Here is a 13,387-nt window from a genome sequence, read left to right as displayed (position 1 = left end):
AAAATGGTAGTGCTTTATGATACTATTTTAGTGTTTGGGCGTTCAAGCTATATCTTTTAAAACCTCATAGCGTCGAGTGAACATAAAAGTTCTTATAAACGTAGTACCGAGGATTGCAATGTACTTGGTTATTGCGGTTTTTTCATATACTTCAGGAAAATTGCAAAGGACATCTTCATTTTCATTAAAAGTAATTTTTATAAAATCTGCAACCCTAACTAAAGTTCTTCGTTAATCTTTGCAATCCATTGGTCGTTTTCTGCCTTTTTTTCACCATGATTTGTTTCTAAATCATATTGCTTTTGTAGCTGCCTACAAGCTTTCCATAAGATGCTATATTCGTCCCAATAAACAGAAAATCGTTTTTCCTTTGCCGCCTTTAATTCTGAAAAACGGGTTCTTATTTTTTTTGCGAACAACTCTGCGATATCAAAATGTAAGCGCTCATGGTTTAATAAATCCACATCTGTGGAAATAGCCCAAGAATGGTTTTTATAAAAATTGGCAAGCACTGTTAAATCTTGATAATTCAAAATATTATCTTGTGCATCTACTTTAACATTTTCTGGGATGATATCTATTTTATAACTGGTAACGGCATAAGCAAAAATATCGGGGTTCATCTTTCCAGTATAATCTTGCCATTCCAATTTATAGGTTTTACTCCAAGTAATAATACTATCATTACTTGATGAATTATTTTCTTGGGAAAACAAAGTGTTGTTTAAAACCAATAGTGTAAAAATTGACACAAAAACTTTCAAATGCTACTTTTTATTATGCTTCTTGTAAATATCTATTTACTAATAATTTTACTATTTGTTTTTTTCTTTTTCAGTTTTTAAGCGTTTAACATAATCGCTATACAGTTGTCTCCAGCTACGTCCATTTGAGTTTAAGTATTGTTCGTTTTTGGTTTTATAAATTTCGAAAATAGCTGAGATTTGTTTCATGCTTTTAAAATCTATTGCTATTTCACGAGCGAATTTAAGGTTTTTTAAAAGTTCGGCATCCTCTTCGGCGGTCAAATCGGTTACAATTTCTCGATATGCTTTCATAGTAAAGGCTACTTTTCCTATGGTATATTTATCTAGGATGGCCTCAACTTGATTGTCTGTAAGGTTTGTTTTAAGTCCGGTTATAAGTGCTTCATGTACGGAACTAGGCATGGCAGAATCGGCGATAATGGAGCGATCTAAATCTGATAATTTTTCTCCTGTTATTGGATTAATTCCCGCAGGGACACCATCAAACGGATGGCTATTGTGCCAATTACGTACCGTTATTAAATGTGTTGATATCACTTTGGTTACTTGGCTTTCTTTTTCTTTATTATCCAGTTTCAATTCTGTAACCCAGTTACCAGCTTTTTCTTTTAAATCTGCGTCATTATTTTCTTGACCAGAACAAACACTTGGCGTTAATAGAAATATTATAAATAGGATTCCTAGACTCTTGATATTCATAAACAATTTTGCTTTAAGTTACTTTTTATTATTCTCTTTATTAATATCTGCCATTAAATTTTTTGGATCTATTTCTACACTTTTTACTGTGTTTTTTGTTGTAAAGGTATAGGTAGGATATGCCCAAGCCCAATCTTTTATAAGGGTGGCTTTGGTTGGTTTTTCACCACGCATCATTTGTAACGGAATGTAAAAATCTTCGGTTTTGCCATCGGTGTAAGTAACGGTAACATCTATAGGCATGGGCATTAAGCCAATACGCTCTAAACAAACACTGTTGCCTTCAATGGATTTTACGCCATAATCAATTGTGTTGGTGGTTTGTGCAAAATCGGTTAAATACCAATCAAGTTCTAAACCAGAAATATTTTCGGCAGTACGGATAATGTCTAGCGGTTTTGGGTGCTTAAATACAAAGTCGTTAAAATATTTTTTGATGGTAAGGTTTAAATTTTCTTGCCCCATAATATAGCCTAATTGCGCTAAAAACACGGCGCCTTTGTAGTACGATGCTAAACTGTAGGCACGGTTAAATACATAGCGGTCTCCTTGTGTTGTTAAGGGCTGTTCTTTTCCTGATTTAGCTAAGGAAATATAGGCATTATAAACTTCTTCCAAGGCGTTTTCTTTGCCTTCATTAAATAGACTGTTAACAGCATTATATTCTATATAAGTAGAAAAACCTTCATCCATCCACGGGTGTTTAGATTCGTTGCTTGCCAATAAAAATTGAAACCAAGTATGTGCCATTTCATGTGATATGGTGCCTTTTAGCATGCCTTCATAAGTGCCTTCACCTAATAAAAGTGTACACATACCATATTCCATACCGCCATCGCCACCTTGAATGATGGAATACTGTTTGTATGGATATTTTCCTACAAGGTTGCTATAATACTGCATGAATTCAATGGCTTTAGGTTGAATGCGTCTCCAGTTGTCCTTTTGTTCATCAGACATGGTATTTTTATAGAAAAAGTGCAGCATCGGGCCATTAGGCACTTGTGCTTTATCGTGAATATAATTGGGGTCGGCAGCCCACGTAAAATCGTGTACTTTAGGTGCTAGAAAATGCCAAGTTAGTTTATTTGTATTTGGACGGTTTACGGTTTCAGTTTCGTAACCATAACCAATGTTGTTTGGGTTTTGTAAGTAGCCAGTGCCACCAATAATGTAGTTTTTATCAATAGTTATTTTCACATCAAAATCGCCCCAAACACCAAAAAATTCGCGACCTATATACGGGTCGGCATGCCAACCTTCAAAATCGTATTCTGCCATTTTTGGGTACCATTGCGCCATAGATAACGCTACACCTTCTTTGTTGTTTCTACCAGAACGACGTATTTGTACAGGCACTTGTCCATCAAAATCCATATCAAAAGTGACGCTTTCACCTGGTTGGATGGGTTTTGCTAAATCGACTTCTAAAACAGTACCAACGGTTTCATGCTTTATAGTTGTGCCGTTTTGTTTTAAGGAATTGACTTTTATATATCCAACTTCGTTAGGTTGTAGTTTGCCTATACGGTCTTTAACTCTGCGGTCTGGGTCGGCAATGGTTTGTGAACGTACATCCATTTCGCTACCCGGTTGAAAGGCATTAAAGAACAAGTGATAATACACACGGTTTAAAACATCGGGTGAATTATTGGTGTATACCAAAGTTTGTTTGCCTTTATATTGATAGGTATTTACATCCATATCAATAGCCATTTTATAATCGACGTGTTGTTGCCAATAACAAGAAGTTGGCGTGTTTTGATGTGTTGTAGCTGTTGTAACAGGTTGTGCACTATTACATGAACAGAATGCCAAAACGCAAAGTGCAGAAATAACTAATTGTTTCATTTTTTTTTTTGTTTTATATGCGGTTTCAAAATAATAAAAAAATAGATTCTGAAATTATTTCAAAATCTATTTTAAATACCTTAATAGTTTTAAGAAACTAAAATATTTATAGCTTTCAGTTTATATAGACATTTTAGCTGCCATAATTAAGGCATTATAAGCATTTACAATTTTTCCAGATTTTACAATCTCTGTAAATGGTTTTACATTACTTGTATCACCGCCAACAACAACTTTTGTTTTAATAGCTAAACCAGAATCCATTATAATTTGTTTTACTTGAGCCGCCGATAATTTTGGATAATACGAACGAATTAATGCCGCAACACCAGCAACCGCAGGTGCAGCCATAGATGTGCCACCCTTGGTGTCGTATTCGTTTTGTGGTGTTGTCGAGTATATTTTAGCACCCGGAGCAAAAACATCGACGTTTTGTTTTCCGTAGTTAGAAAAACCAGCAACAATGTTAGAACCATATTTTGGTTCTAAAGCACCCACCCGAATGTAGGTATTAGAGATTTCTTGACCGTTGATATTATCGTCTGGGAAATTAGGTTCTACATCAACATTTTCACTGTCGTTTCCGGCGGCATGTACAAAAACCACATCTTTATCGCTTGCATATTTAATTGCATCACGTACCCAATCGCTATGCGGCGAAAAACTTTTTCCGAAGCTACCATTAATTACGGTTGCACCGTTATCAACAGCGTAACGAATAGATAAAGCAACATCTTTATCATACTCATCGCCATTTGGCACGGTTCTAACACTCATAATTTTCACATTGTTAGCAACGCCATTGGCACCTTTGCCGTTGTTACGTTCTGCAGCAATAATACCCGCTACATGCGTACCATGACTTTCGGTTTTCTTAACAGGTTTTACATTACCGTTGCCGTAAAACTTAGAGTTAAAATTATTTGGGTCATCACCATTTACGCGTCCATTAAAAGTTTTGTTAAAGTGGTAGTTTAAGCGGTCGTTAAAACTTTCTAAACCGTCGTTTAATTCTTTTTTGGCATCGGCTAAAGAATCCATACCATTACCATACATGTATTTTGCAATTTGAACAGCTTTGTTTAAGTCGGCATCTTCGGTTTTTATCGCATTAACTTCTTCTTTGGTATAATCTTTTTTTCCTAAATGTTTGGTTAAAGTTTTGTCCGCATCAATAATTTGCTGTAAAACTTGTTCGTAATTGGTTTTAAGCCCTAAATATTTTTGATATTCTTTATCGTACAGTGCTTGAGCTTTCGCATAATCGGGGTTTGTAGTATCGCCACTAGCTAGTATGCGTACGTATTCTAATTGTTCGTTATAGCCATCACCTAAAAAATTCCAACCGTGTACATCGTCTATATAACCATTGTTATCGTCATCTTTTCCGTTATTTGGAATTTCACCTTTGTTGGTCCAAATCACATCGTTTAAATCTTCATGGTCTATGTCTATGCCCGAATCTATTACTGCAACAATAACGGTATTTCCCTTTTTGTTTTTAATAAGTTCTGTGTAGGCTTTATCGACACTCATACCAGGAATGGTATCTTTTACCAAGTCTAAATGGCCCCAGTTTTGTTTTTCTTTTTCAGTTAATTCTGAAACTTTTAGAGGAGAACTGTCTATGTTTTCAATAGGTGTAGACAGAATATTGGCTGTTCCTCCACAGCCAGAAAAAAATACGGCTGCTAGTGCCGAAAGCATTATTGTTTTAATTGTTTTCATTTGTTTGTTTTTGAATTAGTCACTTTTTTTATTGAAATATGTCTTGTGAAGTATAGGTGTCTTTTAATCGGACTCCTTTTTCGGTATTAGTCACAGTAATAATTTCATTATGGGCATCGTGTTCTAAAAATAAATAATAATTGTTAGTAGCAGCCATATTAAGAAATTTTTCTTTTTCATCTAGGGTTAAAAGCGGTCTGGTATCGTAGCCCATAACGTAGGGAAGTGGTAAATGTCCAACGGTTGGCAGCAAATCGGCCATAAAGGCGATGGTTTTTTCTTTGTATTTTATGATTGGGATCATTTGTTTATCGGTATGCCCGTTTGCAAAAAAGATATCGAAACCAAGTTCCGAATTTTTAAGGGTATTACTTGTTGGAATAGATGTGAACTTAAGCTGTCCGCTTTCTTGCATCGGGATTATATTTTCTTTTAAAAACGATGCTTTTTCGCGTTTATTGGGTTGGATTGCCCACAGCCAATGATCTTCATTACTCCAAAAATGGGCGTTTTTAAACGCAGGTTCGAAACCTGTTTTATCTTTGTTCCATTGAATACTGCCGCCACAGTGGTCGAAATGCAAATGGGTCATAAAAACATCGGTAACATCATCTCTATGAAAACCGTACTTTTTAAGGGATTTATCTATTGAATGATTGCCCCAAAGGTGGTAGTAGCCATAAAATTTGCTAGATTGTTTAGTACCCATACCCGTATCGATTAAGATAAGCCGATTTCCATCTTCAATAAGCAAACAACGTGCTGCAAGGTCAATCATGTTATTGGTGTCGGCAGGGTTTGTATTTTGCCATAACGATTTTGGCACAACACCAAACATGGCGCCACCATCAAGTTTAAAGCATCCAGATTCTATTGGGTATAATTGCATTAGGGGCTTTTTATATAAAAAATGTCTTGCAAATTACTAAAAACGTAATTGATAAGTTGAAAATCGTTAAATTTATTAGATTTTTTTAACATTTGATTAGAATAATTTAAATTAAGGCATTCTTTTGAATCCTTTAAAATTTAAATTAGATTTATAGAAATAATTTTTAAAATGCCAATAAAACACATTATAGAGACGCCATTAAAAATAAAAAAGATGAATCTATTAAGGTTTGGGCGTGACTTTAAACCTGACGAAGAGGTTATTTTAAGAGACTACCTCGCTATTGAGCGTACACGATTGGCAAATGAACGTACCTTGCTATCATATATTCGTTCTTCGCTTTATTTGTTACTTGGAGGTATTGCTTTTTTTCAATTGGAAATTTTACCAAATTTTAAATATTTGGCATTTGTTTCCCTTTTTTTTAGTGCTCTTTTTTTTGTGATAGGCATTTATAGATTTACACTTCTTAAAAAAAGTTTAAAAAGACTTTACTATTTGTCTGAGTCTAAAGACGGGGATAAATAATTTAATGTTAAGCAGGTTATGAGCATCGATTTAATTATCACATTTTGCATTATTGGTATTGGTATTTTTCTTTTTGTAAGGGATTTTTTTTCAATTGATACAACCTCTATTCTTATTATGGCCATGTTTATTGTGGCTGGGGTACTAAATCCTGTAGAGGGTTTTTCCGGGTTTAACCATCCAGCTACTTTAACTTTGGGTTGTATTTTTGTTGTTAGTGGAGGTGTTTTCAATTCTGGTATTTTAAATGGGTTAAGCGATCATATAATTAAACTTGCCAGAATTCACTATATGGTAGCTCTTGTTGTATTCTGTATTATTACTGCTTTATTTTCAGCTTTTATTAATGACACAGCGGTAGTAGCCTTAATGCTACCAATAGCTTTAACGGTTTGTAGGGAAACCAATATTAGCCCTGGAAAATTATTAATGCCCATATCTTTTGCAGCACTTTTTGGAGGAACCTGTACACTTATTGGAACATCCACCAATATTTTGGTTAGTAGTTATGCAAATCAATATGGACTTGCAGAATTTGGTATGTTTGAATTTAGTGCGGCGGCGGCTTGTTTGTTGCTTGTTGGATTTTTATATGTGTTTTTCATAGCTCCTTTTTTGCTTCCTAAGCGTAAAGACGAAGATGACGAACTGAGTAAAGAGGTTGAAAAATACATTACAGAAATAGTTATAGATGAAGGTTGTGCAGACATTAATAAAGCAATTGTTAATTCAAAATTGGTTTTAGAATATAACATAAACATTTTGTCTATAATGAGAGCGGGGAGTTTAAGGTATGATTTAGGCCCTGAAACCGTTATTCTTAAAGATGATATATTGAAAGTGGTGTTACCGCCGCAAATGGTTCATAAACTGTTAGAAACTAAGGGATATAAGGTGAAGGGGAGTAAGTTAATCAACAATTCATATAAAAAATCGGACGATTATAATATTTATGAAGTCATTATTCCCTTTGGGTCTAGTTTAGCAGAAGGCTCTTTAAAATCTATGCGCTTTAATAGGCGCTATAATATGTCTGTATTGGCAATTCGCCAGCGGGGAGAGATTTTATTCGATAAATTATCCTCGGTAAATTTAATGCAAGGCGATATGTTGTTGGTTTTAGGGCAAAAAGAAGAAATAAAACATTTAGAAAACAAAAGGCTAGTTGTAACACTTTCAGAATATCAAAAAAGAAATACAGATTTAAGAAAAGCCATACCTGCTGCATTAATTGGAATAGGAGTGGTTTTGGCTGCGTCATTAAACCTTACCTCTATACTAATTAGTGCCATGGTTGGTGCGCTACTGATGGTTTTAACAAAAATATTAAAGCCTATAGAAGCTTATAATGCAGTGGAATGGAAAGTGATTTTTATGATGGCAGGTGTATTGTCTATGGGAACAGCATTGGAAAAAACGGGCGGAGCAAAGCTTATCGCCGATTTTATACAGAACACCTTAGGACAATATAGTCCACAAATCACTTTAAGTTTATTATATTTAATAACGTTTATTTCAACAAACCTCATTTCCAGTAAGGCTACGGCAGCCTTACTAACCCCGGTTGTTATAACCTTAGCATCCATTATGGAAGTGAGTGAACGCCCATTTTTGGTTGCAGTAATGTTTGCTTGTTCATTAACGTTTATGACCCCCATGAGCTATCCAACCAACACGATGGTTTATGCTCCTGGAAATTATAAATTCAACGATTTTTTACGAGTAGGTACCCCGCTAAATTTAATTATTTGGGCAGCCGCCTCTTTTATTATTCCTTATTTTTTTCCTTTTTAGCTGTCGTAATTTAGCAGAAGTTTTTTTTGTTAAAAATTATTTTTCTGTTGATACAACTTCTTTTAACCGTTTGCCAAAATCAAAAAGTGCTTTTATTTCTTTCACACTGGCCAAACGCTCTTTTCCAAAAACAAGGAGTCCTTCACCATTAGATTCGACGTGGTAATAAGGATTGCTTTCAAAAAAGCGGGTTATTCCATCATTAAAAAAGCGGGTTATTTCTGTTTCATTATCGCCTAACAAATAAAATCTTTTGGAAAAGTCGGTATGGTTTTGAATGGGAATGTCCTTAAAACCAGCAAAGGCGTACACTTTTTCTAAAAATCCTTCTCTATCTAAAGTAAACTCAGGAATCGATTTTTTTAAATTAATATGAAGCATGGTGGTTCTAATAACCTCTTTTGCAATAAATTCACCTTCAGAAAATTCGATATCAAAAAGGGTTATGGTGTTGTTTTTATATTTTAAAACATTATATATATGATCGATGTTTTTGGTATTGAAAAATAGAAAATTATTTAAAAAATCGATATCTTTTTGATTTTTAGGATGGTAGGTAAGTGAGTAGTCATTTGCTAAACTCTCCATACTTGTTTGGCGACGCGTTAAATTGTTTTTAATAATCTTTGGAACAGGTAGCAATCGCCTTAGGGCAAAGGGGTGTTCAGAATCAGTATCGTGCATATCCAAACCAATCACATCAAAATGACCACCACGTTTTTTAAACAGTTCCTGATAGCGACTTATGTTTTCCATAACGGTATCATCAACAAAACTGCACAATGAAAAATCGACTATAACATCTTGATTTTCCGGTACGGCATCCAGTTTATCTTTCAGTTTATAATAATTTAAAAAACTACAAAAATGCTTGACACTAACGTAAAAGTTGTTTTGCCCTTCGCTTTCTCGATACATCAAAACATTTGGTTTTAGTACGTTTCTAGCAAACAACGATACGGTTTTGTTAAGCACAATATGAATAATTAATGTGGTTGCAACACCTGCTAAAATACCTGTTATTAAACCCACTTTTAGTGTAACCAAAAGCGTTACAAAAAAGATGATGAGTTGTTCTTTTCCTACAAAAAATATTTTTCTTATCACATTGGGTGACGCCAATTTATACCCGGTATAAACCAGTATTGCCATTAGCGCAGGCAACGGTATTCGGGTTAATTGGGTGCTAAACAGTACAATAAACAATACTAAAAACGTAGCATGAAAAAAGTTTGACGACCGGTTGCTGGCGCCATTATTCACATTAACCGAGCTACGTGCAATAACGGTAACCACATTAAGCCCTCCCAAAAAACCACTTACTATGGTGGCTAGACCTAAGGCTTTAAGGTCTTTATTTACATTCGATCTTCTTTTTTCGGTATCAAGTTTATCAACAGCTTTAATGCTTAAAAGAGATTCTATACTGGCTATAAGGGTTATTGCGAATACGCTACCCCAAAATGGGAGACTACCAATACGCGTAAAATGAGGTAAATGGATATCGTCCACAATGTCTTGAAAAGATGGGATGCCCGAAATCATATATTGTTTAGCAATTGGGTTATTTTGATGGAGTACCAATTCAAAATAATAACTAAACCCAATGGATAGAATGACTATCCACATAGGAGCAGGAATAAGTTGTAAATACTTGTTTCTTATTTTAGAATAAAACACCATGATAACGAATCCTAACACTCCTGCTAAAGCTGCATAGATAAGACCTTCATTTTTATAATGTAATACATCATTTATAGTGATGGGTGTTTCAAAAAGATAGTCAAGGGTGTCTTCCCGTTTAATTTTATGCGCCAACATAATATGAAACTGCTTTCCAAGAATGATAAGTCCAATGGCAGCAAGCATCCCTTGTATGGCAGAAGAAGGAAAAAAATCTGATAACTTACCCATTCTTAAAAACCCAAGGAGCAATATTAGCAAACCAGAACATATAATGGCAGCATAGGCACTTTCAATACCTAGTGTTGTAATAGCTACTAAAAGCACACCTACCATACCGTTACCTGGCCCTGTAATGGTTACGTGGCTTCCGCCAAAAATAGCCACCACTATACCACCAACTACAGCTGCAATAATACCCGAAATTGGCGGTGCGTCACTTGCCATTGCCAACCCTAGTCCTAACGGTAATGCGATAAGACTTACCACAAAACCAGAAAATATATTTCTTGGTATTGATCTAAAAAAATCTTTTAAGTTATTTTTTTTAGGACTCATTGTAGTATTAATACATCGGTTGGTAATTCGGTTAAAATATGTTCTATGTCATGCGGAAATAAACGATCCCAAAAAGTCATTTTGGTTGGTGCATTCATAACCAATAAATCGGCACGCGAAATTTCTGCATAATGCCCAATTGAATAGCCTTGTTGACCAAAAATGGGCTGTGTTTTTACAACTATATTTTCAACATATTCTTTAGGGATATGTGTTATAATATCTTTTATTCTAGAGTTTTCTCTTAGTTTTATGCGTTCCTTTATGATATTTGAACGTCGCAGAGATACATCATCGTCCACTTTTATTTTAATTTCCTCCTGTTTAATTTCTTCTACCACTGTAATTTTTTCAGCTTGTAGTTGTTTTGCAACATAAAATGCCGAAGTAATTGTTTGCTCTGTTTTAGGGTCTTTTAAGCCATTAACAACAATATGCTGGCAACGTACACGTTCCACCGAAGGTTTTATCAATAATAAAATAGAACACTTCGCTTTTCGCGTTATTTTCCTAGCAATAGAGCCTACATAATATTTTAAAAAACGTTCGCGTTGAACAGCTCCTAGAATTAATAAATCTATTTTGTGTTCTTCAGTAGCGTTCAAAATAACATCTACAGGGTTTCCAGGTTTAAAAATAACCTCAAAGTTTAGTTGGTTCTTTTTAAAAGGGGCTAAAATAATTTTAAGGGCTTTTATTTTGTCATCAGAAGGGTTTCCAACATGAATTAAAAATAATTTTGAATCAAAAAAAAGTGCAAGTCTAGCTGCTTCAAACAAATTTGCTTTTAAGTTGGGTGAAAACGCCACACCTATTCCAATACTTTTAAAGGGTTTTAAGGACACTCTTTTTTCTAATTTACTTTCTAAAGCTCGAAAGATAACATTTTTTAAAAATATGCAACAGTTATATAAAAAAATAGGAAAATGAAGGTTTTTTAATGCGTGTTTCATGCAATTTTTTAAAGAACAATTAGATATAAACACAGGAGTTATTCCGTTTTTATTTAAATTAGGCTTTTTTAAAAGAGAATTGTACTTATGATAGAACTTGCAGGCATCATCATTTTAGGCATTTTGGCACAATGGGTTGCCTGGAAATTTAAAATACCCGCTATTTTACCCTTAATTTTAATTGGTTTGTTGGTAGGTCCTGTCTCAGAATTCATCTCAGAAGACGGTACCAAGTGGATAGAGCCTATTTGGAACGGAAATGAAGGCCTTTTTCCTGGAGAAAGCTTGTTTTATTTTGTGTCGTTAGCCATTGGTGTTATTTTATTTGAAGGAGGTTTAACCTTAAGGTTGAGTGAGATTAAAAATGTAGGACCTATAATTTATAAATTAATTACATTAGGTTCTTTGGCTACATTTTTTGGGGCCGCAATTTCCGCACACTATATTTTTTATTTAAGTTGGGAAATATCTTTTTTGTTTTCTGCTTTAATAATTGTAACGGGGCCAACAGTAATTACACCAATTTTAAGAAATATTCCCCTGAAAAAGGACGTATCGGCAGTATTAAAGTGGGAGGGCATTTTAATTGATCCCATTGGCGCTTTAGTGGCAGTACTTGTGTTTGAATTTATTAGTGTTGAAGGGGGAGGTGAGTTTACAAAAACCGCCTTAATTGAATTTGGTAAGATTATATTATTTGGTTCAACTTTCGGATTTGCCTTTGCTCATGCATTAAATTTTTCCATAAATAAAAGTCTCATACCCCACTATTTATTAAATGTGGTTGCTTTAGCAACTGTTTTAGGTGTTTTTGTTTTGTCTGATGTTTTTGCACATGAGTCGGGCTTATTGGCAGTAGTAGTTATGGGAATGGTACTAGGAAACTCGAAGTCGCCTTATTTAAAAGAACTGCTTTATTTTAAGGAATCGCTTAGTGTTTTATTAATATCTATTTTATTTATTCTATTGGCGGCAAATATTAATATTGAAGACCTGTTATTGGTTTATAATTGGAATGCGGTAATGTTGTTTGCCTTAGTTGTTTTTTTAATACGCCCCATAGGGGTTTTTATTAGCACATATAGATCTACATTAAAATTTAATGAAAAACTTTTTATTAGCTGGGTTGGTCCACGAGGAATCGTTGCAGCCGGTATAGCATCTTTATTTGGGCTAACACTTGCTAAAAAAGGCACAGTTGATGCTGAATATATTACCCCATTGGTATTTATGATTGTGTTAGGTACCGTATTATTAAACGCAACTACCGCAAGACCTTTTGCTAAATTAATAGGTGTTTTTTTAAAGCGTTCTGAGGGTATTTTAATTGTTGGTGCTGCACATTTTTCTAGACTTATTGCACAATATCTAGAAGAAAATGGTAGGCATGTGGTTTTAATTGATAGTAATCAAACCAATATTAAATTAGCACAAGAAGCAGGGCTTGAGGCTATGGGTACTGATATTTATTCGGAATCGTTAGAAGATAATATAGAACTAAATGATGTAGGGTTTTTAATGGCAATGACGGGTAGTGCAGATATTAACGAGTATGCTATTAATAAGTTTTCTAACCAGTTTGGTGAAAGTGGTACCTTTAGGTTGATCAATTTAGCAGAAATTCGTAATCCAGAAAGTAGCCCAAAAGAAGGTTTGTTTTCACATACCGATGATTATATTTCGTTAACGGAAGTAGCGAGAAAACATCCAAAAATACATGAAATTGAATTAAATGATCGATCACATTACGAGGAATTAATTGAAATTTCAAATAAAGATACAGATATTATTCCCTTGTTAGTAAAAGATAAACATGGTGTTTTAGAGATAATCTCTTCCCATAATAAGGCTATAGATAAAATAGAAAAAGGCTTCAAGTTGGTATATCTTGGGAAGCCTTTTAATAAAAATTCTAAACAAGGAATTTAAAAGTT

The 13,387-nt window shown here is 34.3% G+C and carries 10 protein-coding genes; 3 read left to right on the top strand and 7 right to left on the bottom strand.

Features of this window, described 5'->3' with window-relative positions; genetic code table 11:
* Positions 1-218: 218 nt before the first annotated feature.
* The 5 genes from VP395_RS08560 to VP395_RS08540 form a co-directional block, all read right to left on the bottom strand.
* Positions 219-716 (bottom strand): DUF922 domain-containing protein, encoded by a 498-nt coding sequence (locus VP395_RS08560; RefSeq protein WP_346241486.1) that lies wholly within the window; start codon positions 714-716, stop codon positions 219-221.
* A gap of 99 nt (positions 717-815) precedes the next feature.
* Positions 816-1,466 (bottom strand): DUF3826 domain-containing protein, encoded by a 651-nt coding sequence (locus VP395_RS08555; protein ID WP_346241484.1) that lies wholly within the window; start codon positions 1,464-1,466, stop codon positions 816-818.
* A gap of 18 nt (positions 1,467-1,484) precedes the next feature.
* Entirely contained in the window at positions 1,485-3,317 is a 1,833-nt protein-coding gene (locus tag VP395_RS08550) for a M1 family metallopeptidase (protein ID WP_346241482.1), read from the bottom strand.
* Between the two features lie 120 nt (positions 3,318-3,437).
* The gene (locus VP395_RS08545) at positions 3,438-5,045 is read right to left on the bottom strand and encodes a S8 family peptidase (protein WP_346241480.1); all 1,608 of its coding nucleotides are present in this window, start codon (positions 5,043-5,045) and stop codon (positions 3,438-3,440) included.
* A 28-nt stretch (positions 5,046-5,073) separates the two neighbouring features.
* Positions 5,074-5,934, bottom strand: a complete 861-nt coding sequence (locus tag VP395_RS08540) for an MBL fold metallo-hydrolase (protein WP_346241478.1) — start codon at positions 5,932-5,934, stop codon at positions 5,074-5,076.
* 171 nt (positions 5,935-6,105) lie between these two features.
* On the opposite strand from VP395_RS08540, the gene VP395_RS08535 reads away from it, so the two are divergent.
* Together VP395_RS08535 and VP395_RS08530 are read left to right on the top strand one after the other, a co-directional pair.
* Positions 6,106-6,465: a DUF202 domain-containing protein gene (locus tag VP395_RS08535; RefSeq protein ID WP_346241476.1), complete on the top strand. Its 360-nt coding sequence runs from the start codon at positions 6,106-6,108 to the stop codon at positions 6,463-6,465.
* An 18-nt stretch (positions 6,466-6,483) separates the two neighbouring features.
* Positions 6,484-8,259 carry an SLC13 family permease gene (locus VP395_RS08530; RefSeq protein ID WP_346241474.1) on the top strand — a complete coding sequence of 592 codons (1,776 nt, stop codon included), beginning with the start codon at positions 6,484-6,486 and terminating at the stop codon, positions 8,257-8,259.
* Between the two features lie 36 nt (positions 8,260-8,295).
* On the opposite strand, the gene VP395_RS08525 is transcribed toward VP395_RS08530, so the two are convergent.
* Both VP395_RS08525 and VP395_RS08520 read right to left on the bottom strand, forming a co-directional pair.
* Positions 8,296-10,500: a SulP family inorganic anion transporter gene (locus VP395_RS08525; protein WP_346241472.1), complete on the bottom strand. Its 2,205-nt coding sequence runs from the start codon at positions 10,498-10,500 to the stop codon at positions 8,296-8,298.
* Positions 10,497-11,345, bottom strand: coding sequence for a universal stress protein (locus tag VP395_RS08520; protein ID WP_346241470.1), 849 nt, complete (start codon positions 11,343-11,345; stop codon positions 10,497-10,499). Before VP395_RS08520 ends, VP395_RS08525 begins: the two co-directional genes overlap by 4 nt.
* 195 nt (positions 11,346-11,540) lie before the next feature.
* Here VP395_RS08520 and VP395_RS08515 point away from each other — a divergent pair, with 195 nt between their 5' ends.
* Positions 11,541-13,382, top strand: coding sequence for a cation:proton antiporter (locus tag VP395_RS08515; RefSeq protein WP_346241468.1), 1,842 nt, complete (start codon positions 11,541-11,543; stop codon positions 13,380-13,382).
* Positions 13,383-13,387 lie beyond the last annotated feature (5 nt).

Origin of the sequence: Mariniflexile soesokkakense, assembly GCF_039650365.1 — a bacterium.
In the GTDB taxonomy this organism is placed as follows: domain Bacteria; phylum Bacteroidota; class Bacteroidia; order Flavobacteriales; family Flavobacteriaceae; genus Mariniflexile; species Mariniflexile soesokkakense.
This window is presented reverse-complemented; position numbering and strand designations above follow the sequence as displayed.

Coding starts and splice junctions, on each gene's coding strand:
- VP395_RS08555 (WP_346241484.1), bottom strand. CDS start 1,466: ATGAATATCAAGAGTCTAGGAATCCTATTTATAATATTTCTATTAACG.
- VP395_RS08550 (WP_346241482.1), bottom strand. CDS start 3,317: ATGAAACAATTAGTTATTTCTGCACTTTGCGTTTTGGCATTCTGTTCA.
- VP395_RS08545 (WP_346241480.1), bottom strand. CDS start 5,045: ATGAAAACAATTAAAACAATAATGCTTTCGGCACTAGCAGCCGTATTT.
- VP395_RS08540 (WP_346241478.1), bottom strand. CDS start 5,934: ATGCAATTATACCCAATAGAATCTGGATGCTTTAAACTTGATGGTGGC.
- VP395_RS08535 (WP_346241476.1), top strand. CDS start 6,106: ATGCCAATAAAACACATTATAGAGACGCCATTAAAAATAAAAAAGATG.
- VP395_RS08530 (WP_346241474.1), top strand. CDS start 6,484: ATGAGCATCGATTTAATTATCACATTTTGCATTATTGGTATTGGTATT.
- VP395_RS08525 (WP_346241472.1), bottom strand. CDS start 10,500: ATGAGTCCTAAAAAAAATAACTTAAAAGATTTTTTTAGATCAATACCA.
- VP395_RS08515 (WP_346241468.1), top strand. CDS start 11,541: ATGATAGAACTTGCAGGCATCATCATTTTAGGCATTTTGGCACAATGG.